General features: G+C 36.3%; 18 protein-coding genes. 4 read left to right on the top strand and 14 right to left on the bottom strand.

Features of this window, described 5'->3' with window-relative positions:
* Positions 1–109 precede the first annotated feature (109 nt).
* The gene (locus HGC4_RS15585) at positions 110–1,432 is read left to right on the top strand and encodes an MATE family efflux transporter (RefSeq protein ID WP_050711080.1); all 1,323 of its coding nucleotides are present in this window, start codon (positions 110–112) and stop codon (positions 1,430–1,432) included.
* On the opposite strand, the gene mtgA is transcribed toward HGC4_RS15585, so the two are convergent.
* The 8 genes from mtgA to rsfS all read right to left on the bottom strand — a co-directional run bounded on the left by mtgA (position 1,398) and on the right by rsfS (position 9,624).
* The gene (mtgA, locus tag HGC4_RS15580) at positions 1,398–2,078 is read right to left on the bottom strand and encodes a monofunctional biosynthetic peptidoglycan transglycosylase (protein WP_050711060.1); all 681 of its coding nucleotides are present in this window, start codon (positions 2,076–2,078) and stop codon (positions 1,398–1,400) included. The genes HGC4_RS15585 and mtgA overlap by 35 nt on opposite strands.
* A 266-nt stretch (positions 2,079–2,344) precedes the next feature.
* Positions 2,345–3,496 (bottom strand): porin family protein, encoded by a 1,152-nt coding sequence (locus HGC4_RS15575; RefSeq protein WP_050711059.1) that lies wholly within the window; start codon positions 3,494–3,496, stop codon positions 2,345–2,347.
* A 128-nt stretch (positions 3,497–3,624) separates the two neighbouring features.
* Positions 3,625–4,386 (bottom strand): ABC transporter permease, encoded by a 762-nt coding sequence (locus tag HGC4_RS15570; RefSeq protein WP_050711058.1) that lies wholly within the window; start codon positions 4,384–4,386, stop codon positions 3,625–3,627.
* Positions 4,383–5,111: an ATP-binding cassette domain-containing protein gene (locus HGC4_RS15565; RefSeq protein ID WP_050711057.1), complete on the bottom strand. Its 729-nt coding sequence runs from the start codon at positions 5,109–5,111 to the stop codon at positions 4,383–4,385. The genes HGC4_RS15570 and HGC4_RS15565 overlap by 4 nt, the downstream gene beginning before the upstream one ends.
* An 18-nt stretch (positions 5,112–5,129) precedes the next feature.
* Positions 5,130–6,077 carry an ABC transporter substrate-binding protein gene (locus tag HGC4_RS15560; protein ID WP_050711056.1) on the bottom strand — a complete coding sequence of 316 codons (948 nt, stop codon included), beginning with the start codon at positions 6,075–6,077 and terminating at the stop codon, positions 5,130–5,132.
* A 3-nt stretch (positions 6,078–6,080) separates the two neighbouring features.
* Positions 6,081–6,932, bottom strand: a complete 852-nt coding sequence (locus HGC4_RS15555) for a phosphatidate cytidylyltransferase (protein WP_255349838.1) — start codon at positions 6,930–6,932, stop codon at positions 6,081–6,083.
* A gap of 188 nt (positions 6,933–7,120) precedes the next feature.
* Positions 7,121–9,166, bottom strand: coding sequence for an ATP-dependent zinc metalloprotease FtsH (ftsH, locus tag HGC4_RS15550; RefSeq protein WP_050711055.1), 2,046 nt, complete (start codon positions 9,164–9,166; stop codon positions 7,121–7,123).
* Between the two features lie 98 nt (positions 9,167–9,264).
* On the bottom strand, positions 9,265–9,624 hold the full coding sequence (rsfS, locus tag HGC4_RS15545; protein ID WP_050711054.1) for a ribosome silencing factor: 360 nt from the start codon (positions 9,622–9,624) through the stop codon (positions 9,265–9,267).
* A 513-nt stretch (positions 9,625–10,137) separates the two neighbouring features.
* On the opposite strand from rsfS, the gene miaA reads away from it, so the two are divergent.
* Positions 10,138–11,058, top strand: coding sequence for a tRNA (adenosine(37)-N6)-dimethylallyltransferase MiaA (gene miaA, locus HGC4_RS15540; RefSeq protein WP_050711053.1), 921 nt, complete (start codon positions 10,138–10,140; stop codon positions 11,056–11,058).
* Here miaA and HGC4_RS15535 read toward each other — a convergent pair.
* The gene (locus HGC4_RS15535; protein ID WP_050711052.1) at positions 11,038–11,895 is read right to left on the bottom strand and encodes an outer membrane protein assembly factor BamD; all 858 of its coding nucleotides are present in this window, start codon (positions 11,893–11,895) and stop codon (positions 11,038–11,040) included. The two genes, miaA and HGC4_RS15535, sit on opposite strands and share 21 nt — an antisense overlap.
* A 163-nt stretch (positions 11,896–12,058) precedes the next feature.
* Here HGC4_RS15535 and HGC4_RS15530 point away from each other — a divergent pair, with 163 nt between their 5' ends.
* Entirely contained in the window at positions 12,059–13,489 is a 1,431-nt protein-coding gene (locus tag HGC4_RS15530) for a CCA tRNA nucleotidyltransferase (protein WP_050711051.1), read from the top strand.
* 56 nt (positions 13,490–13,545) lie between these two features.
* Here the strand turns inward: HGC4_RS15530 and HGC4_RS15525 are convergent, their stop codons facing one another.
* The 5 genes from HGC4_RS15525 to HGC4_RS15505 all read right to left on the bottom strand — a co-directional run bounded on the left by HGC4_RS15525 (position 13,546) and on the right by HGC4_RS15505 (position 21,536).
* The gene (locus HGC4_RS15525) at positions 13,546–14,415 is read right to left on the bottom strand and encodes a beta-1,6-N-acetylglucosaminyltransferase (protein WP_050711050.1); all 870 of its coding nucleotides are present in this window, start codon (positions 14,413–14,415) and stop codon (positions 13,546–13,548) included.
* 17 nt (positions 14,416–14,432) lie between these two features.
* Positions 14,433–16,817 (bottom strand): transglycosylase domain-containing protein, encoded by a 2,385-nt coding sequence (locus tag HGC4_RS15520; protein ID WP_050711049.1) that lies wholly within the window; start codon positions 16,815–16,817, stop codon positions 14,433–14,435.
* A gap of 334 nt (positions 16,818–17,151) precedes the next feature.
* Positions 17,152–17,520 (bottom strand): hypothetical protein, encoded by a 369-nt coding sequence (locus tag HGC4_RS15515; protein WP_050711048.1) that lies wholly within the window; start codon positions 17,518–17,520, stop codon positions 17,152–17,154.
* A gap of 143 nt (positions 17,521–17,663) precedes the next feature.
* Positions 17,664–18,791, bottom strand: a complete 1,128-nt coding sequence (locus HGC4_RS15510; RefSeq protein WP_050711047.1) for a PepSY-associated TM helix domain-containing protein — start codon at positions 18,789–18,791, stop codon at positions 17,664–17,666.
* 339 nt (positions 18,792–19,130) lie between these two features.
* Complete coding sequence (locus HGC4_RS15505; RefSeq protein WP_050711046.1) at positions 19,131–21,536, bottom strand: TonB-dependent receptor; 2,406 nt, start codon at positions 21,534–21,536, stop codon at positions 19,131–19,133.
* Positions 21,537–21,805: 269 nt separating this feature from the next.
* Here HGC4_RS15505 and HGC4_RS15500 point away from each other — a divergent pair, with 269 nt between their 5' ends.
* Positions 21,806–22,120, top strand: coding sequence for a hypothetical protein (locus HGC4_RS15500; RefSeq protein WP_050711045.1), 315 nt, complete (start codon positions 21,806–21,808; stop codon positions 22,118–22,120).
* The last annotated feature ends 22 nt before the right edge of the window (positions 22,121–22,142 follow it).

The raw sequence follows: 22,142 nt of genomic DNA, 5'->3' as shown, positions 1-22,142 counted from the left end.
GCGTTTTTTTTACCTTAGTAAGAATGGAGGTAATAGTAGGTGAGTGATGAAGTATATGTCAAAAAACTATTTTATATTGTTTACTTTTGCAGAACTTACTTTTATAGAAATGAATAAGAATATACTGAGACTTGCAATACCCAATATTATATCGAATATAACAGTACCTCTGTTGAGTATGGTAGATATGTCTATTGTAGGTCATTTAAGCCTTGATGTATATATTGGAGCTATTGCAACAGTTAGTATAATCTTCAATTTTATGTATTGGAGTTTTTCTTTTCTCAGAATGGGCACTAGTGGCTTTACGGCTCAGGCATATGGTGCAGAGAATAATAAAGAGATGGCTACTATATTGTTACGCTCGTTGTTGATAGCTTTTGTAGCAGGATTATTAATCATACTCTTCCAGAATATTATTTTTGATGTAGCCTTTAAGGTTATCAAAGCAAGTAGCGATGTTCGATTGTATGCAGGTAATTATTTTCATATTTATGTGTGGGCTGCACCTGCTGTATTGGGTATGTATGCTTTTTCGGGTTGGTTTGTGGGGATGCAAGATGCCCGAACTCCCATGTATATTGCAATAGCTGTTAATATAATCAACATAAGTCTGAGTTTGGTATTTGTATATGTGTTGAATATGAATATCGAAGGTGTTGCTTTAGGGTCAACTATTGCGCAAATTATGGGCTTTCTTATTGCATTTATTATCTGGTACTTCAAATACAAAGTTGTAAGAATTAATATCGATTTTCATCGATTGAAGAATGTTGCGGCGTTTATACCCTTCTTTCGGGTAAATACAGATATTTTTCTGCGTACCATGTTGCTTATTATTGTAACTACATTCTTTACTTCTTCGTCGGCTAAGATGGGTAATATCACTTTGGCTGCCAATGCTTTATTAATGCAAATGTTTACTCTATTCTCGTATATTATGGATGGCTTTGCGTATTCGGCAGAGGCTCTGACAGGGAGATATATAGGTGCAAAAAGGCACGATGTATTGAAGACGTTAGTCAAAAGACTTTTTGCTTGGGGTGCATTACTGGCTGTGTTCTTTACCGTTATGTATGGATTGTTTACGGACGAAATATTACAGCTACTGACAAATAAGACCGATGTGATTGCAGCTTGTAAAGAATATCAGATATGGGTATTGCTAATACCTATTGCAGGATTTTCGGCATTCCTTTGGGATGGTATCTTTATTGGAGCAACGGCTTCCAAGCAAATGCGAAACTCTATGTTTGTAGCTGCTGCTTGCTTTTTTGCAATTTATTATTCGTTGTACGATAATTGGGGAAACAATGCTCTATGGTTTGCCTTTATTGTTTATTTAGGGATGCGGGGTATAATGCAAGCTTTCCTATATAGAAAGATTAGCGCATCATTCAATCAAAATTTACAGGAGGAACCTTGCTCATAAGGCTTAGTATCTTTGCTTTTCTCTTTTGGATATAATTGGATGGCTTTGCAGAGTTAAATTTCTTCGGATTGGGTAATGTGGCTGCTATAAGAGCACATTCTCCTGCTGTAAGTTTACTTGCCGATTTGTTGAAATGTTTTTGGGCAACGGCTTCTGCTCCATATATGTTTTCTCCCATCTCTATGGAATTAAGATACACCTCCATTATTCGTTTCTTACCCCATATAAATTCTATCAAGACTGTGTAATAGGCTTCGAGTCCTTTTCTTATATACGATTTCCCATGCCAAAGGAAAGCATTCTTAGCAGTCTGTTGAGTGATGGTACTGGCTCCACGTACACGTTTCCCTTTTTCGGCTTCGTCCTGAGCTTTTTCTATTTGCTTAAAATCGAACCCCGAATGATCCATAAACAGATTATCCTCTGAGGCTACAACCGCCAAGGGTAGCTTTTGTGAGATCTTATCGAGAGGAACCCATGTGTGCTCGCATTCTATCTTTCCTTCTGTAAATAGCTGGCTTATATTATTAGAGACCATATATGGAGTGTAGTATACGGGCACAAACTTAAATACTACAACTTGTAGTATGCTGAGTATAAAAAGATTGATAATAATATTGCGAACCCATTTCCAGAATCTCTTCATTGCTGGCTTAAACTATTAAGTAACCAAAAGTATTTAATGATCTGTTTTCGAGCTGTTACAACCTATTGTTATATACCTACCCGAAGATTAAAAGGTCTGAAACCTTAACAGAAAATAAATGATATAATTGAATGCAAAAGTAGCAAATTATCCCTGATTTTAATGTGATTTTGCTATTTGAATAAAAGGAGAAAAAGAGAAATCTGTATCTCCAGTTTATAGGGGTACAGGTTTCTCTTTATATTAAATTTTAGATTCTTTTCTTCTTAGAATAAGAATTGTAGCTGAGAATATACAACGTTAGAATTGCGTGCTCCCCATTGGCAAGAATAGTCAGAGTATGTATAATTTAATTGTACTCTACATTGTGGGAAGAAATAGTAATTAGCACCTACTGTATAATCAATAACCTCTGCGTTGGTATCTTTATTTTTGTTGTAATAATCAACCTTGCATGTTACATTCACTTTATTGGGAACAACATTATAAAGTACTGTTCCATATAAGCCTTCTTTTTTGATGCCTCCGTCGTTTCCATGTAACCATTCTGCTCGACCATAAAATCTGTTTCCACGATATTCGGTACTCAACGCCCAGCGGTCTCTTGTATGGGTAGCCGCAGGTGCTATCTTTTCATCCAGCGTATAAGTTGCAGATCCGAAATAAACACTACCTCCAAAGCGGAATCCCTTTATAGGTTGTAAAATTACTTGTGCCGAAAAGTCTTTCTTGTTGTCTTTTTCAGGAGAAGATATACCCGAACCCTGAAATACTCCGATACCGTATTCCAGCAGGTCATAGCCCTTCATGTTGATTAAACTACCCGACGCATTGATACCTATATCACGACCTCCGTTGTTTCTTCCGTTTTGTAGTTTCATAACATCGTCTGCCATACTGGCAAGACTCGAAATAGATCTTGTGTTATAAACTGTTTCAAGTTGAGTTAATGAAAATTGATTCTCTATAGTGAAAGGAACCTTCATCTGTCCTATTTTAAGGTTGAATGCATTAGATGGAGACCAGATACCATAAAGCTCGTGTACTAAAGGGTTAACGAAATCGGCTAAAACAGTATATCCAATATTGTTATATAATTTACCATTCATACTGATAAAAACAAGTCTTGGATTTAAGTCATGTTTTATGTGCGAAACATCACTATACTTATACATTAAAAGGGCATAACCTCCAAAATTCAAATAAGGAGTATTAAAAGCCTCTCTTATCTTTTGGGGAATTAATCCTGTTTCACTTTTTACTTCTTTGGGCTGATTTTTTAGTATAATCTCATCAGCCTCCTGCTGAGTAAGTACTTGCTTTTCTACTAGTTTTCGAAGTAAGGTTGTGTCTGCATCCTGAGCATATATAGTCGTAAATGCCAGAAGTAGGAATGAGATGATGAATAGTTTTTTCATGATCGTATGGTATGAGATGAATAAGTGTGCGAACGTACAAAAGTACTATTATCTTTTTTTATTGTCTATGATATATAGGAAGTATCTATTATCTTTTTTTTAGATTTTTAATGTTTTATCTGATTTTCTTACAATTTTCTCCATTTGCAGATCAATTGATCAGCAATGTCTAGGAGGATAAAGAGAATTAACCCCATAAAGGAAAGTGTAAGTATTCCGAAAAACATCTGGATATAATCAATTCTCATCCACGAATCGGTAATGTAGAAACCCAGACCTTTATCTGTGCCGAATGTTTCAGTAAAAAATAATGCTGACAGAGCAATGCCTAAAGCGACCCGTAGAGATGAAAATATTTCGGGTAATATGGCAGGTAGTGTGATATGTATTATTTTTTGTAGGCTAGTAGAATGTAATGACGTTAGTATGTCATAATCTTCCTTGGGAATATTGCGCACTGCATCACGAATGTTGATAGTAAGCTGAAAAACGATGATTAGTACTATGATAATGATTTTGGAAGTATCTTCTATTCCGAATAATATCATAATAACGGGTAGAATAGCAAGCTTAGGCAGTGGATACGAAAAGTAAACCAAAGGGCTTAGTATCTTATTAATTGTTCGGTTGTATCCCATAACAATACCAATTGTAAGAGCAATGAGTAAAGAAACTCCCAATGCTATTGCTATACGTCGCAGGCTTGCCAGAATATGATCTAAGATTCCATTTTCCAAAGCAATTTCGTACGACTTATATACTTCGAAAGGAGAGGGGAGAGCTTTTAAGTCTAAATATATAGATGCTATATACCATATTGTATGGAACAATATAAAGCCAAGTGCCAAGAACCCCATATAACGGAGAATGTTTTTTGTTTGTTGTTTCATTCTATCACTCTTTCTTCAAAAAGGTTTAATATGTGGCTAGCCAATTGCATTTGTTGGATATTATCTGTTTCACCTAGCGTATTATTTTCTATTTGTTCCACTATCGTTCCCGATTGTTTATCCATCAATAATATGTGTTTACAAGTGGCTGTGGCTTCAAATATATTGTGGGTAATAAACAAGGTTGTAATATTATACTTCCTCCATAACTCTAAATATAGCTTTTGTGAACGCATGGAGGTAAAGGAATCTAAAGATGAAAAAGGTTCATCCATCAAAAGGAGATCGGGTTTGTATATAAAAGCACGAGCCAAAGCAACCCTTTGTCGTTGCCCTCCACTTAGCTGAATAGGATACCTGTTCAGTAAATCTTCAATTTCTAAAGTTTCAATAATATCTTCTGCCTCTGTCTTATTATAGCTTTTAGACTTATTGAGTTTTATGGGTAAGAGAATATTTTCCTTTACTGTTTTCCAATCAAGCAAACCATAAGATTGAGGTACATATCCGATGGAAATTTTTTGAGAAAAGAATGGTTGATCATTGTAAGTGATATCTCCGGAGAACTCTTTATGTATTCGGCTTAATATCTTCAAAAGGGTAGATTTCCCACAACCTGATGGTCCTATGAGGGCATAACTTTCTCCATCATCTAAATTCAAATAAAAGTTATCCAATACTTTTGTTTTTCCATACGATGCGGAAAGGTTATTTATTGAAATCATGGAGAGTGATTAGTTGTCTTACTTCTTTATAAATTGTGCATCTAATAAAGATGTTTGATCAAAGTCTGATTTAATCAAACCTTTATTCTTTAGCCAGTCAATAGTTGCTACTATATCTTTATCTGCCGGAAGTTGAGTAGGCGAATAATCAGGAAGTTGAGTTTCTTTGATAATCTCCTCAGGAAAGCCGAGTTCTTTACTAAGTATGTCTTTAATATTTTCAGCTGAATGATTTTTAAGATATTCAACCCCCATGTTATATGCTTCGTACATTTTTGTAATTAAAGCCGATTTGTCTGTTATTGCTTTCTTATGAAATACAATACCTGTGATGCTGAATCCTAAGCTGTCATTTGATGTTAGGATTTTATCACCTGCATTTTGAGCCATCAAAGCAAAGGGATTGGGTAAGCCTGTTGCATCAATCTTGTTATTGCGTAACATCTCGAATCGTACAGGAATTTTATTTATTTCAACTTTCTTTACATCCGAATCGTTAAGACCTACTGATTTTAGAGCCATGTCTGTAATAAAATCAATGACAGTGTTCTTTGATACGGCAATTTGTTTGTTCTTTAGATCGCTGAGAGTATTGATGTTACTTTTATTTGATGCAACAATATAGAAAGGTGCATCGCATTTTGAGGTTAGCTTTAGATCGATACCTCCCGCTTTTTGCAGAATAGCTCCCGTATAATCTATAATACAACCATCTATGTTTTCGCTTTGAAAAGCAGCATCGCGATCATTCGCCGAATAAAACTTGTGCAATTTAATATCCAGGCCTACTTTTTCGAAGTATCCTTCTCTTTGTGCAACAGCCAATGGTAAATAGTCCATCGATGACATTACTCCTAAATTGAGAGTTTGAGGGCTGCTGCTATTTTTTGCAGAGTTAGAGCAGGAAATAAAAAACAAGGATATAGCAAATACTGCAAGAATTGGCAGTAACGTAATTTTTTTCATGTCTTACTTATAAATGAAGAACGATACAATCTCGATATATATAAATAGAGCAGGTATCGAGAAGATAACGCTATCGAAACGATCGAGAATGCCTCCATGTCCGGGAAGAATATTTCCCGAATCTTTAACATTTAGAGTTCTCTTGAAAAGAGATTCTATTAAATCGCCTAATGTACCAAAGGTGATCATAACAAGAGCGAATCCAATCCATCCCCATAGAGGGAGTTGTGTGAAATAGTTTGCAAATATAACAGACGCACCAATAGAGAATATTGCACCTCCGAAAAAGCCTTCCCATGATTTCTTGGGAGATATGCGTTCGAACATATGATGCTTGCCAAACAACGAACCCGTAAGATATGCAAACGAATCGTTTACCCATATGAATACAAGCAAAGCCAATAAGAATGCATAGTGATAGCCTCCGTTATCCATGTCGTAGCCAAAAGCGAGATAGCTTAGTAACGAAAGAGGAATGGCTAAATATATCTGCCCCAACACAGCATATGCCAGTGATTGAATAGGGTTGGTACGTTTTAAGTATAGTTCTGAAATGAATAATGATAGAACATAAATTCCATAAGGAACTAATGTTATGAGAGATTTTTCAGTAGATGAAAAGAAAAAGTATCCACCAATAAATAGGAATAAACCACCTAAAGTATTTAGAATTCTGCTTAACTCTGCATTTTGGGTTTTACAAAGCAATCCGTAGAATTCATATAAAGCAAGTGCTGTGATTAGAGAAAATACTATCAAAAAGGAGTATTGATTATATAAGATGCCTCCCATTAGGACGGCTATAAATACGATGCCTGTGGCAATACGGACTCCAAGATTCTTTATATTCAACACTTATTTGATAGTTTTTGTGATATGTAATTAGATTACAAAATAATATTATGCTATGCTTTTATCTCTCTTAGTCCTGTATATTATGCTTTTGAGCAATATAAGATTCAAGATTTGAGCATTATGAGTGCAAATATAATAAAAAAGGTATAGCTCGTGAAAACTATACCTTCTTTGTTTATTTTAAAAAGTTACTCGGACTGGTTCTCTTCAGCAATTATTCCCGGAGGAGAGCTGACTTCTGTTTCGGTCTGTGTTTCTTTTTCTTGTTTCTCTTTTTCTTCTGCTTTAGCAGTATTATGTTCTACTTCCTTTTGGATTTCTTCTGAACGAGATATCCATGGACGTGTACCAAATATGTCTTTTAAGTCGGTCGCAAAAATAACTTCTTTCTCGAGTAACAAATCAGCCAATTTATTATGACCTTCAGTATGTTCTCTCAAAAGCTGTTTTGCTCTTTCGTATTGACTGTTGATCATCGCTTGTACTTCTTTGTCAATCAATAACGATGTTTCTTCGCTATATGGTTTTGTAAAGCCATAACCTTGACCCGAAGAATCGTAGTAGCAAATGTTAGGAAGTGCATCACTCATACCCATGTATGAAATCATGGCATAAGCTTGTTTTGTAACACGTTCCAAATCGTTCATTGCACCCGAAGATATGTGTCCGATGAAAACCTCTTCTGCAGCACGTCCCCCAAGTAATGCACACAATTCGTCAAGCATTTGCTCTTTGGTTGTGATTTGTCTTTCCTCAGGAAGATACCAAGCAGCACCCAAGGCTTTACCTCGTGGTACGATTGTTACTTTCACTAAAGGATCGGCATGTTCAAGGAACCAACTTAATGTGGCATGACCTGCTTCGTGAATAGCAATAGTTCTTCTCTCGTTGAGAGTTGTTATTTTGCTTTTCTTCTCAAGTCCTCCAACTATACGGTCAATAGCACTTGTAAAGTCCCCTTCTGTAACCACTTTCTTCCCGTTACGAGCAGCTATCAAGGCGGCTTCGTTACAAACGTTGGCTATGTCAGCTCCCGAAAAACCGGGTGTTTGACGAGAAAGGAATTCCAAATCAACCGAATCGTCTATTTTGATAGGACGAAGGTGAACTTTGAATATTTGTTTTCTATCATTAATATCTGGTAGATCAACATAAATCTGACGATCGAAACGTCCTGCACGAAGTAGAGCTTTATCGAGAATGTCGGCACGGTTAGTTGCAGCAAGTACGATAACTCCACTGTTTGTTCCGAAACCATCCATTTCTGTCAATAACTGATTCAATGTGTTTTCGCGTTCGTCGTTAGAACCCATATTAGGGTTTTTACCTCTGGCACGACCTATGGCATCTATCTCATCAATAAAGATGATACAAGGTGCTTTTTCTTTGGCTTGTTTAAATAGATCTCTCACACGAGAAGCTCCTACTCCCACAAACATTTCAACAAAGTCAGATCCCGACATAGAGAAGAAAGGTACATCAGCTTCGCCGGCTACGGCTTTCGCTAGTAATGTTTTACCTGTTCCCGGAGGGCCTACAAGTAGTGCACCTTTAGGTATCTTTGCACCAATTTCGGTATATTTTGTTGGGTTTCTAAGGAATTCTACCATTTCTTCGAGTTCTTCCTTAGCTCCTGCCAATCCAGCTACATCTTTAAATGTAGTTTTGGCATCGGGCGAACCTTTATCGTATAGCTGAGCTTTTGATTTTCCTACACTGAATACTCCACCACTACCTCCGGAACCTCCTCCCGACATACGACGCATAATATAAATCCAAAGACCTATAAGTAATACAAAGGGGAGTAATCCGACTAGAATATCGGTGAAATCGCTTCCTGTTTCGTAACTTACATCAATTTTATTAGAACTGTTTGCAATTACTTTGTCATAGAAATCAGAAAATTTGTCAGCCGAAGGAATACTAACTATTATAGAAGGGTTTTTCCCCATCTTTGCAGCACCTTCCTGAAAAATATGTTGTGCAGAATCAGGGCGTATATATGCCTGAAGTTCATTTTTCTTGTTGAATACAACAATCTTTTCTACATAGTTTTGTTCAGTGTATTTTTGAAAGTCAGACCAACCAACTTTTTTCACTACAGCATCTTGTGAGAAGAAGTATATTCCTATGATAGACGCTAATGCAATAATATATATCCAGTAGCTTGATACAGGAATTTTAGGTCCTTTTCCGCCCTTCTGAAGTAAATTTTTGTTATCTTTCTTTTCCATATAGTATAATCAGGAACTAACTAATTGTTTATGTTTTTTAGATGTTCTGTTCCGTGTATGAATAACATCTAAAAAAAATGATTGTTCATTCGTCGAGATTAATCTATGTCCGGAATTCTTTCAAGCTTTGCGTCAGCCCATAGATGTTCCAAGTCATAAAAATCTCTCAATTCTGGTATAAATACATGAACAATAACTGTGCCATAATCAATTCCTACCCATCTTGCTTCACGCAAGCCGTCTGTAGTAATAGGTCTGTCCTGTACTTTCTTTTTAACACTGCTAATAATTTCGTCCGAAATAGCTGAAACCTGCATCGGAGTATTTCCGTCACAGATTACAAAATATTTACAGATAGCACCCGGAAGTTCGGATAAGTCGATAGTTACAATGTTTTTAGCTTTTTTTTCCTGACAAGCAGCAATTATGTGATTAACTAAATTTTTTACGTCATTCATTATTTGAGGATCAATTGTTTTAATTTTAATGCTGTAATTTTCAAGTATAACAATTTGAATATGTTATACTCGAAATAGCAATTTATAGATCGGAGACCTAATAGGATACAAATATAACTGTTTTTTTTATTAATGCGAGTCAAGGCTTCATTTATCTATATACTATGGATGCAATCAGTTACAAGTTTACAAAAGGCGATAGATGAGGGGTATTTATCAGTTTGGTATATCGGAGCGATTTAAGGGTGTGGTCAGTTTCTGTGTTTTAGTGAAAAAGACACTGATTAAATTAATGGAGAGAGTTGAGCCTCTTTTTTGTTACTTTTGCAGCCTTTCTTTCTATTGTTATTTAGTAATTAGTGATTTATGTGGATTCTATTGAGTGTGTAATTTATAATTTTTTCGTTGCTATTTGTTGCTTTGTCGAATCTTTTGTGTTTGTTTTTTGTAGTACTTTTATGATCTGGGGTAAAATAGATACCTTTGATTTATCAAAATATAGTTTAGTTAAGTATGAGTTCATTCGATTTAATAACAATAGTGGGCCCGACTGCATCGGGAAAAACCTCTTTTGCCTGTAAACTAGCTGATGATTTGAATGCAGAAATCATTAGTGGCGATTCGCGTCAGGTGTATAGAGGAATGGATATTGGAACAGGGAAAGACCTCTCGGACTATATTGTTGATGGTAAGCCAATACCATATCATTTGATAGATATTCGTGGTGCAGGATATAAATACAATATCTTCGAATATCAACATGACTTTTATCAAGCATATACTTCTATAAAAGAACGTAATAAGATTCCCGTTTTGTGTGGGGGATCGGGTCTGTATATTGAATCAGTGCTGAAAGGCTATAACTTAATTAATGTACCTGAAAATAAAGACCTGCGTCAACAATTGGAAGGTAAATCGTTGACAGAATTGACAGACATATTAGCTTCTTATAAGTCTTTGCATAATAATACAGATGTAGATACGGCTCAGCGAGCAATAAGAGCAATTGAAATAGAAGAGTATAAGAAAATAAACAATGCCGATTGTAATGAATATCCTCCATTAAACAGTCTGATTGTAGGTGTTGATATTGATAGGGAACTCAGACGACAACGGATTTCGATACGACTAAAAGCGAGACTCGAAGAGGGGATGATCGAAGAAGTGCAATCGCTGCTTGATGCAGGTATTGCCCCCGATGATATTTTGTATTATGGCTTAGAATATAAATTTGTGACTCAATATCTTCTAAAAGAAATCTCTTATAATCAGATGTATTCAGAACTCGAAATTGCCATACATCAGTTTGCCAAGCGACAGATGACTTGGTTTAGGGGTATGGAAAAACGAGGACTTCATATACATTGGATAGATGCCACTTTGTCCGATGACGATAAGGTTGCGAAAGTTAAATCACTCCTCTTGTTTCAATGAATTAGGCAGTACCACTGGTATACTGTCTCTTTTAGCATCCAGATATTTTATACGCATCTGAGCTTTGTCTTTTGCTGTGGCTAAACTATCGCGTTGCAGCATTAGTCTGGAAAGCTGATAAGAATCTTTGATAGCTTTCTTCTGAATATTGGGCAGAGAGAACGTTGTTGTATTCTTCCCTTTCAAGGTAACAGTAAGCGGCGCATCTATATTTGTGGAAATAAAATTGGCCAGACCATTGTCATGAATAGAGGTTGCCTGTATTATTTCATATTGCTTACCCATATGGCTAAATCTGAATACAAAACCGTCTCCTTCTATTGATAAGCTTTCTGCAAAGTTACCATCTTTGGTGCTCACTCTTATTGTGTTATGTAGTTGTCCTCCTATATATACACTTTCTATGTACATGGAACCATTGTCGTTAACTCCTGATCGTAACATCATTGATGTTGGAGTGTTGCTCGAAACTGTTTTAGGTATATAGACTCCATAGTCATCGTCTTTTTCTTTTCTGTAAATAAACAATTTCTTTATAGAATCAATCTTAGGCTGATATATAACGATTAATGAATCGCAGCTGGTTATTTGTCTTTCGTCCGAAGCTCTTCGTACTTCCTGCTTTAAAGCCAAGGCGTCCTTTATTTCCTTAAAAGCTTTCGGAAATAAAACTTGAATACTATCTATTTGTTGAAGAGCAGTATTGTATTCTCCTTGTTCATACAAGGCACGTATATTATCAAGATACTGAATTGCTTGTGGATCTTTTTTATCTCCACATGAAACTACTGTTAGAATCATTGCAGATAGTATAAAGGCATATATAGACTTTTTCATAACCGATGTGTTTTTTACAAAAATAATATTATTTTGCGGCAAGTACGCCTTATTGTTGTAATTTTGCAGCGAAGGTCGCAGACCTTTTTATTATTTTAGTATAGGGAACAGTTCATCTTACCCCAAATTAAAGTATAGAGAACTAAATATTTAACGTTACTTGATGCATTTAGATAAAGAATATATAGATAAGCATTTTTCGGGGAAAATATTTGATATAATAAGCGAATGTGCCGATGAGATGGGATTAGAGTGTTACGCTATCGGAGGATACGTAAGAGATATATTCCTGCATCGAAAATCGAAAGATATAGATATTGTAACAGTAGGTAAAGGTATCGATTTGGCAACTGCTGTTGCTAAACGATTGGGAAGACCTACAAAACTGTCCGTTTTTCAGAGCTTTGGAACTGCACAGGTTAAGCACAAAGATATTGAAGTAGAATTTGTAGGTGCCCGAAAAGAATCGTACGAAAGAGGATCGCGTAAACCTTTTGTAGAAGATGGTACTTTGGAAGACGATCAGAATCGACGCGATTTTACAATTAATGCTTTAGCTATCTGTTTGAACAAAAATAGATATGGTGAGCTTCTCGATCCTTTTGGAGGATTGGAAGATATGGAAAATTGTATCATCCGTACACCTCTTGATCCGGATATAACTTTCAGTGACGATCCTTTGAGAATGATGCGTGGCATTCGTTTTTCTAGTCAATTGGGTTTTGATATCGAAAGTAAAACATTTGATGCGATAAGTAAAAATAGAGAACGAATCAGTATTGTTTCGCAAGAGCGTATTATTGATGAACTGAATAAGATTGTGCTATCACCTAAGCCCTCAATCGGTTTTATTCAATTGGATAAAACAGGGTTGCTCGAATTGATATTTCCCGAATTAGTTGCGCTAAAAGGTGCTGAAACTAAGGATGGGATAGGGCACAAAGATAACTTCTATCATACACTTGCCGTACTTGATAATATATCGAGAAAGACAGACGATTTATGGTTACGTTGGGCGGCTATTCTACATGATATTGCTAAGCCTGCAACAAAACGTTGGGATCCTAAATTGGGATGGACTTTCCACAATCACAACTTTGTAGGAGCGAAAATGACACATGGTATATTTCGCCAAATGAAGTTGCCGTTGAATGAGAAAATGAAGTATGTACAAAAGCTTGTAGGATTGCATATGCGTCCAATTGCATTGGTGGAAGATGTAGTTTCAGATTCGGCTGTCAGAAGACTATTGTTTGAGGCAGGAGATGATATTGAAGATCTTATGACTTTGTGTGAGGCTGATATAACTTCAAAAAATCCTGATAGAGTACGTCGTTTCTTGAAAAACTTCGAGATTGTACGTCAGAAAATGAAAGATATTGAGGAGAAAGATCATGTTCGTAATTTTCAGCCGCCTATATCGGGTGAGGAGATTATGCAGATATTCAATATTCCTCAAGGGGCAACAGTTGGTCGCTTAAAATCATCCATAAAAGATGCTATCCTCGATGGGGTAATACCTAACGAATACGATGCAGCTTATAAATACTTGGTTGATAAGGCGGAGGCTCTGAGCCTAAAACCCGTAAATTAAAGATATGCTGATAAAAATAAAAGGCGATAATAGAATTCTATTATCGCCTTTTATTTTTATGTTGTTGAATTTCTTCTGTCTAGTATTTTGCGAACAACTTCTTTGTCTACGTCAATGTCAAATTTACGAGCAAAAAAATGTGGACTGTTTATTATGGCATCGTAGTCATCTATTCTGAGAGTTCGGGGATATTCAGGTCCCGTAAACCAATCAAGATAGGTGATGTGCTCATTTTTAGTTTTACAATCAGACGTTCCCAATATTGTTTGCAACCACAGTTCATCAGCACAATACGAGTATTTGAATGTCTTCAGATATTTCGGGTTCTTATCTATGAAGTTCAGAAGATATTCCATTGCATCATATCGCAAGATAACCCAAGTTGAACCTCCGTAATATTCTACATCTTTATATAAAGGTCTGCGAAAATTATACTTTCGTTGATTCTTTTTTATGTTGCATATAACCTTACGTTTCAGTTTGTCCCAAAGGCTATTTCCTATTATATCAGATTCCCAAAAGAGTTGAACTCTGTCGAACCCTCCATTGAATTTCCATTGAGGAAGAGGGAGCTTATCTGAAACAACATAGCTTGTATCTTCTTCCTTTAATCTGCGTTTGATGGCCTCGTTCGAAATTAGAGGTATGTCTTGTGCACTGATTAATATGTAATACTGGTATTTGCTTTTAGATGCTTCTCTAAATAGAAAAAGAGGACAAAGTATCTGTGTATAGCCGCTCCAAATAATATTGTATTTAGAGTAGAACTTTACATTCGGATATTTAGAGATAAGTTCCTCTTTGTTTATTGTCGATTTAGTATCAATATGAATGTAGAGATCAAAATCACTAACCAGATTATTTATCAATAATTCTAATTGTTCCTGATTCTTATGAGCTATAATTAAAATAGCGATCTCATTCATCAAAGCAATACCTTATCTTAATTGAATATATCGTCAATACCTCCACTTCCTTGCTGAATGTCTGCTGCATTCATCAGAGCTTCTTCTGTTGTTGCTCCGGCACATGGATTAGGGTTTCCTGATACTTTGCTGAATTGGTCATCCGCAGAGTAGCCCAATGTTGGATCAGCATATACTTTTTGCATAAACAATCCGAAAATAGGAAGTGCCATACTTGCGCCTTGTCCTTGAGCAGTTCTATCGAAGTGTATTGAACGGTCTTCGCCACCTACCCATGTTGCTGTGACTAATTTGGGGGTGAATGCCATAAACCAACCATCGGAGTTGTTTTGAGTAGTACCCGTTTTTCCTCCCATCGGAGCTCGTAGGTTGTATCTCCATCTTATTCTACCACCGGTACCTCCATCCATTACTGCACGTAGCATATCAAGCATCTTGACAGAAGTTAATTCGTTGAATACTTCCCTCATTCGAGGTTCGAAATTAGCAATAATATTTCCGTGAGTATCTTCGATACGAGTTACATATGTAGGTAGAGATCTTATTCCTTTGTTAACGAATGCAGTGTAAGCTCCTGCCATTTCAGCAACAGATACATCGGGTGTACCTAATGCTAGCGATACCACAGGGTCTATTTTTCCGGTAATACCGAAAGAGTGCAGTGTGCGTACAAAAGAGTAGGGTGATGTTTGCTTCATTAGATAAGCTGTTACCCAGTTATCAGAATTCTGCAATCCCCATTTGATAGATACCATCTCTCCTATTTTAGCAGAGTTGGCATTACGGGGAATCCATTCTTTTCCATCCTCAGTAATAAGTACTTGCTGTACGTGTAGCATTTGGTCGCAAGGAGTCATACCTTCTTCCATAGCCAAAGTATATAGGAATGGTTTTATGGTAGAACCGATTTGTCTGCGTCCGATATTCACCATGTCGTATTGGAAGAATTTGAAATCTATTCCTCCCACATAAGCTTTAACCTGTCCGTTACTTGGCTCCATAGCCATAAAGCCGGCGCGAAGATAGCTTTTGTGGTAGCGTATCGAATCCCAAGGGGTCATCGTTGTATCTACATCTCCCGACCATGAGAATACTTTCATGTCAGTAGGTTGTTTAAAGGCTCTGAGTATTTCACTCTCAGAATATCCTTCCTTCTTCATGTTGCGGTAACGATCCGATACTTTCATCGATTTGTAAATCAAAGAATCGGCTTGTTTTGCAACACTCGAAGAGAATGGTGCATAAGATCGTCCTTTCTTTTCTTTGTCAAATAAAGGTTGTAAATCTTTGCTTAAATGCTCCTTCATAGCTTCTTCAGCATAGGTTTGCATTTTAGAGTCTATGGTTGCATATATTTTCAGACCATCAGTATATAAACTGTAAGGTTTTCCGTCTGCTTTTTTGTTTTTGTTACACCATCCGTAGAGAGGATCTGTTTCCCATGAAAGAGAATCCTGGCTAAATTGATTTTTTTGCCATGCAGCATAATTATCCGGATCGGGTTTTTTTGCAGTCATTACCTGACGTAAGTATTCGCGGAAATAAGGTGCTAATCCATCTTTATGATCTACTCTTACATAATCAAGCGTGAGTGGTAATTGTTTTAACGAATCTAACTCGGCTTTAGTAATGTAGTTCGATTTGTACATTTGCTCCAATACCACATTTCTACGCCCTTTTGTAGCATCAGGTCTTCTTTTAGGGTTGAAATGCGAAGGATTCTTACACATTCCTATAAGTGTTGCAGCCTCCTCTATTGTAAGATCTTTAGGCTTTTTATTAAAGTAGACTTTTGCTGCCGATTGAATACCTACTGCATTATTTAGGAAGTCAAATTTGTTAAGATACAAATTGATAATTTCTTCTTTAGTATAGTTTCTCTCCAATTGTACAGCAATAACCCATTCTATTGGTTTTTGCAGAACTCTGTCAATAACATCATCAACGGGTGGAGAGTATAGTTGTTTTGCTAGTTGTTGAGAGATGGTACTACCTCCACCTCCACTTTCTTGTTGGAAAATAACACGTTTAACAACAGCACGTCCTACAGCATATACGTCTATTCCCGAGTGTCCGTAGAAACGGGCATCTTCGGTTGCAACTAAAGCCTCCACTAAATAAGGAGATAGTTCATCGTAGCTCGAATAGATTCTGTTTTCTTTACTTTGAGAGTATGTTCCCAATAATTCACCATCGGTAGAGTATACCTGAGAGGCGTATTTGTCGATAGGGTTTTCCAGATCTTCGATGGGTGGTGTGTAACCTATGGTGCCTGTGGCAATAAGGGTGAAGATTGAAGCAGTAAATAGTATTATTGCTATGAATATTATCCACAGTAATTTAACAATCTTATTGGACTTATTACTTGTATTTTTCCCTTTTTTCTTTTCCTGTTTACTCATATAGTCTTAAAAACATAAATAAAAATCGATTTGTCGATTGATGTTTTAACCGTGCGAAAGTAATCAAAAACAATCAAATATCACAAAAGATTGATTCACTTTTATAAAAGCTTAGGATAAGGAGAGTGTACCTTATTCTTTTTTTATTTGGTCTTAATACCTTTTCCTTGAAATTGTATAGAGAGTTGGAATCGTTATCTCGTAGACTTTAGTGGTTTATCTTTAAGATAGACTGAGCCAAATGAATAAGAAAAACAGCAATTGTTGCTGTTCTTTTTATGGTAATGATTCTTTTTATAGCACTGTTAAAATAGGGTGCGCTGTTTAGAGTTACTTATTCCACAAAAGAAATGAATTTATCTCCTAGTTCCTGATATTTTTTTGTGTCAGCATCAGAGAGTTTATACATTATAGTACCTTCTTCTCGTAGAAATGTTGTTATTTCCAGACCTATTCTAGTTCTTTCTGCAATTGCATCTTTATCTCCTGCTTTTGCTTTTTCAACGAAAGGAGCCATTTTGTCTAATTGTTCTTCAAATTTCACTAATACTGCCAGCGCTTCCTTATCGGATGATTGTCCTGAATCTTCGGTCGAGACTTTCTCTGCACTTTCAGTTTCGGTCTTTTCAGCTTTTTTTGTGTCTCCGCACGATGTAAGTATAAATGATGTTGCTACGAATAACAAAATAAATAATTTCTTCATTTCGATTGCTGTTAATTAGTGTTTGTTTCGAAGTTCGCTGCAAATGTAAATATTCCCTCTAGGATATAGAAGGAATATTTACAAATAGTCTAATATCTTTTTGGGATATTACTGTATCTGCCAGATATATTTTTTATCGTTGTTTACGATGCAGAAGGGATGGGTCTCTTCTTTTTTGATTTCTTCAGGCTTTTTCTATAAAACATATAATATCCAGTAAGAGGTAATGTCCCACCTATAATACAAGCTATGCAAGTAAGGATACGGACAATAATACCTCCGAATGCGCCTACATGGAGTGCATATGCCCATGACATTATTTTAGATACCGATTTTTGATCGGCAAAAAGCTCAGCTTTCAAGACTTCACCAGAGGTATTGTCCAGAGAGTATTTATCTGTAGCTCTTAGATGCGGTGCCGACTTATCTAGAATCGTTGCCGACCCGTCTGATATTGTAATGTATTCGTTATTTGGTACTTGTTTCGTTAAGTTATCCAAGGCAGCTTGCCACGATTGGTAGTTTATTTCTTTAGGCCCTTTGCCTTCTTTATTACCCTTGCCTCCTCCACCTTTACCTTCTTTCTCGGCAGGAACTTCTACTCCAAAGAGTTTACATACTCCATTTCTGTACCATTCAAAAGACCACATTAGTCCCGTTAGTGCCGATATTAAGAGGAATATACATACATATATACCGAGGCTCACATGAATATCGTGTAGGAATCGTTTTAGTCCCGATTTGGTTTTGATCTTAAATCTGCTTTTCAGTTTCTTTTTATCCGTCGGAAACCACCAGACAAGACCACTTATAAGTATGAATACAAATAATATGGTTGTAATGCCAACAGTGTATTTGCCCCATGTACGTGATCCATCCATAAGCCATCTATGTAATGACATCATGGTAAAGAAAAAGCTGTCTCTGAAACTATATGTTCCCTTCAAGTCGCCTGTGTATGGATCTACAAAAGCTGAGATGCGGAATCCTTCGGATAGTGATGCTATGTAAGTTCTTCCAGGGTTTGAGCTTACTTTTATGCTTGCCACTGTATTGTCTTTGAGTTGTGCGTTGACAATTGGTATAAGTTGGTCTACGGGTATTTTTGTCTCTTTTATTTCTTTTACGAAATAGCGTTCAGGATAATATGATTCGAGTATTTCTGTTTCAAATGAAAGGATAGCTCCTGTTATACAGATTATTGTAATAATTAAACCTACGGGCAAAGAAAGCCATAAGTGTACTTTTTTGAAGAATTTTCTGGTTGTCATTGGGTTTAAGTAAAAATTAAAATTGGATATATGAGCTTTAATTGGGCTCATAGCCAGAGTTATAAAATGGTATGTGACCGTAAAAAAAATGAACCGATGTTATGAATGGTTATTCAAAACATCGGATACACTTTGTCATTAAGTCAGTAAGTTATATTTAAAGTCGTATATTTATATTATAACATTGACAAAGTTAGGTCTAAACGCATTATGGAGCAATCGCAAGAAATGATGAATTTCTATCATCTTAATCACTATTAATAGTGATAGAAATAAAAAAGAGTCCGCTAATTACAGCGGACTCTTTTTGTTTATTAATTTAGCTTATCTCTCTTTCTTTTAGAATTGATAAGATACGATAGCTGAAAAGTTGCGAGGGTCAACCTGATTTATGTATCCACCACGGTAATATGAATTGTAACCTAATTCATCAAATACATTGTTGAAGAATACACGAGTGGTTACAGGTCCATAAGTATAAGATAGCTGTACATCTACTGTTGTAAAAGCAGGCATATCGAATGGTCTAGCTCCAATTAGAGATCCATGTCCATCAGGACTTAAAGAGAAATCATTTACAGGACGTTCTCCTACATAATACGCTCCGGCTCCTATTGCGAATCCTTTTAGGACTCCTCTGTTAACTGTATATTGTGCCCACGCATTAGCTGTATGCTTAGGAGTATTCATTGGTGCCGAACCATTTTTGTAAGAAGGGCTGTCTTGATATCTAGCGTTTAAGTACGCATATCCTAACATTACTTGTAAATTTTCTAGCACACGGCCGTTTAATTCTACCTCAACCCCGTCTCTTCTTAGGTTTCCAGCTTTACGGTAGAAATCTGTAGGTACAGTTGCTCCTTCTAGGTAATAAGCATTTACTAAGTTGTCAGTAAGGATGTTGAAGTAAGTGAAATTAAAGCGTAATCTATTATTTAACCAATCTGATTTAATACCAACTTCAAATTGTTTAGTTTTAGATGCTCCAGCTCTGGTAACACTATCTGTTAATATATACCCTGCATTTCTCAAACTTGTACTAGTAGTATATGAACCGAAAACATTTACATTCTTAATAGGGGTAATCATAACTCCTAACATTGGATCCCATGCATCTTCAATAGTTGGTCCTGCATCAGAAGTTCCTGCTGCTACAGCGTTTATAGTAGATATACTGCTGTAACGTGCCCCCAAAATAGCTTTAAGGTATTTGTTGATGGTCATTACTTCTTGTGCCATAAACCCGTATGTGGTATATTTGTTGATGGCAGGAGTTACACTTTCTGGGTTTTTAAACGAAATGTTTTTTCTTGAATTGTCGATGCGATTTGCTGTTACATCTATTGTATCGATTACAGCAGAACCAAGATTTCTGGTAGTAGCTTCTGCTATTCTATAGTCAAATCCTAGTTGGAATGTATGCTTAATAGTTCCGGTATAAACATCTTTTCCGATGAAATCTAACTGGAATGTAGAGTTGTTATCGTCACGAAGATTACGAGTAAGAGTTCTTTTTCTTTTGTTGTAATCTGTTTTACTTGCATTCGCAAGTCCTGTACTTGTATTATCTACATTGTATGAAGATCCGAAATAAGCAGCTCTGATGCTTAGATTGTCGGTTAATTGACGATTTAGTCGAGCTGAATATGTAGTTACTTCTGTATTTACATTGTCATTTTTTAAGCCTAGGAACTTGTCGTGAGGCATATCATATAGAGCCTCAATGCTATCTGGTGCTAAGTTGACAGTACTAGTAACAGGAGTTCTGTTTTCGTTTAAGTAGTCAAGTTCAAGGTTGATTACTGTCTTGCTGTCAGGGCGCCATTCGAAAGAAGGGTTTATATAAACTCTGCTCATAGATACTACAGGTCTGTAGTTGTCCGCTCTCTCGTATGCTCCGTTTATACGGAATGCTGCTGTTTTGCTTTTGTTTAGCACAGATTGTACATCAAATGTTGGACGGAATTGTCCCCAGCTGCCTGCTCTTAAGTCAACTTGACCGGCATTGATGAACTTAGGTGTTTTAGTTACTACATTGATAACACCCCCAGCATTACCTAGATCCGAAATAACACCTTGTGTAACGGCTGCAGAACCTTTTATCATCTGTATGCTTTCTACACCTTGCATGTCTGCCACGCCGGCTGCTGTTTGAAACTGAGAGTCTATACGTACTCCATTCTTTAGAACAGGAATACCACGGAATCCACGAGCCGACATACTTTCTTTCACACCACCGTATGATCCGAAAAGGGTTACCCCCGGTACGTTTCTTAATGCATCAGTAATGGTTAAAGCTCCTTGTTCAGCTATTACTTTTTCTGAAATTACAGATATGGTTTGTATTTGCTCACTTGGACGCAATGGCATACGAGTGATCAATTCCAGTTTTTCGGGTTGTTTAAAACGCTCACCAAAAACTTCCACTTCGTTAAGAGTATTACTTACTTTCAGGTCATAGCGAAGCGTTTGTTGAGAATGTTCTGTTACTGCAATTTCTTGTCTTTGTGAATTGTATCCAATAAAACTTGCGGCTATTGTAAATGTACCCTTAGGTAGATTTCTGAATTTGAATTCGCCTTCGTCGTTTGTAAGAGTCGAATAATTAGTTCCTTCAATCACGATTGTTGCTGAGACGAGCGGCGCTCCGTTCTCGTCATAAACATTTCCTCTCACCCTTTGTGCTGAAGCATATGTTGTACATATGAAAAGCAACAGGAGTGAAAAATAGACTTTTTTGAACATGGTTTTATTTATTGTTTAGTTAAAATTGATATAAATTAGAAAAGAGTTGCAAAGTTCAAGATTCGAGACCTTAGAGTCAATCACCATAAATAATGATATTCTATCTAAATTATAGCTTAATCTAGGTATTGGCGATAAATAATTTCTATTAATGGGTAAGTTTGGTTGTTTGAAAAGTATGCTGATATGCATAATTGTAACTTCCCTAATGTTATTCTAGGTAGTTTATTATTGAAAATATTTATCTTTGTAAAAAAGAAAATATAAAAATGAACGGATCTAGGTTAATTTTAGTGTTTAGTCTCTTTTTTAGTTTGTTCTTTCTGGCTTGTTCAGAACCAAGCATACAGGACGACGCACATAAAGCTGCTGAGTTGTCAAGATTGTCAAATGCTTCAGCTATGGATAATGATTTGAGTAATGCCGGAAAACTGTATAATGAAGTCCAGACCATAATGAATAAATACAGAGAGAATGGTAAATTTGAAGAGTTTTATCAACTATATAATAGCTATCTGGAAGAAAGTGCAGTGATGGATGATCAAAAGTCTATGTCTTCCGGATCGGAATCAACTCCTCAATAATTAAAAACAGAATATAATCAAC

The organism is Dysgonomonas sp. HGC4 (genome assembly GCF_001261715.1).
GTDB lineage: Bacteria > Bacteroidota > Bacteroidia > Bacteroidales > Dysgonomonadaceae > Dysgonomonas_A.
Note: the sequence above shows the minus strand (reverse complement) of the source record. Positions and strands in the feature narration are given on the sequence as shown.

What these genes read in the sequence shown, in the direction of transcription:
- HGC4_RS15585 (WP_050711080.1), top strand. Translation starts at nt 110, where the DNA reads ATGAATAAGAATATACTGAGACTTGCAATACCCAATATTATATCGAAT.
- mtgA (WP_050711060.1), bottom strand. Translation starts at nt 2,078, where the DNA reads ATGAAGAGATTCTGGAAATGGGTTCGCAATATTATTATCAATCTTTTT.
- HGC4_RS15575 (WP_050711059.1), bottom strand. Translation starts at nt 3,496, where the DNA reads ATGAAAAAACTATTCATCATCTCATTCCTACTTCTGGCATTTACGACT.
- HGC4_RS15570 (WP_050711058.1), bottom strand. Translation starts at nt 4,386, where the DNA reads ATGAAACAACAAACAAAAAACATTCTCCGTTATATGGGGTTCTTGGCA.
- HGC4_RS15565 (WP_050711057.1), bottom strand. Translation starts at nt 5,111, where the DNA reads ATGATTTCAATAAATAACCTTTCCGCATCGTATGGAAAAACAAAAGTA.
- HGC4_RS15560 (WP_050711056.1), bottom strand. Translation starts at nt 6,077, where the DNA reads ATGAAAAAAATTACGTTACTGCCAATTCTTGCAGTATTTGCTATATCC.
- ftsH (WP_050711055.1), bottom strand. Translation starts at nt 9,166, where the DNA reads ATGGAAAAGAAAGATAACAAAAATTTACTTCAGAAGGGCGGAAAAGGA.
- rsfS (WP_050711054.1), bottom strand. Translation starts at nt 9,624, where the DNA reads ATGAATGACGTAAAAAATTTAGTTAATCACATAATTGCTGCTTGTCAG.
- miaA (WP_050711053.1), top strand. Translation starts at nt 10,138, where the DNA reads ATGAGTTCATTCGATTTAATAACAATAGTGGGCCCGACTGCATCGGGA.
- HGC4_RS15535 (WP_050711052.1), bottom strand. Translation starts at nt 11,895, where the DNA reads ATGAAAAAGTCTATATATGCCTTTATACTATCTGCAATGATTCTAACA.
- HGC4_RS15530 (WP_050711051.1), top strand. Translation starts at nt 12,059, where the DNA reads ATGCATTTAGATAAAGAATATATAGATAAGCATTTTTCGGGGAAAATA.
- HGC4_RS15525 (WP_050711050.1), bottom strand. Translation starts at nt 14,415, where the DNA reads ATGAATGAGATCGCTATTTTAATTATAGCTCATAAGAATCAGGAACAA.
- HGC4_RS15520 (WP_050711049.1), bottom strand. Translation starts at nt 16,817, where the DNA reads ATGAGTAAACAGGAAAAGAAAAAAGGGAAAAATACAAGTAATAAGTCC.
- HGC4_RS15515 (WP_050711048.1), bottom strand. Translation starts at nt 17,520, where the DNA reads ATGAAGAAATTATTTATTTTGTTATTCGTAGCAACATCATTTATACTT.
- HGC4_RS15510 (WP_050711047.1), bottom strand. Translation starts at nt 18,791, where the DNA reads ATGACAACCAGAAAATTCTTCAAAAAAGTACACTTATGGCTTTCTTTG.
- HGC4_RS15505 (WP_050711046.1), bottom strand. Translation starts at nt 21,536, where the DNA reads ATGTTCAAAAAAGTCTATTTTTCACTCCTGTTGCTTTTCATATGTACA.
- HGC4_RS15500 (WP_050711045.1), top strand. Translation starts at nt 21,806, where the DNA reads ATGAACGGATCTAGGTTAATTTTAGTGTTTAGTCTCTTTTTTAGTTTG.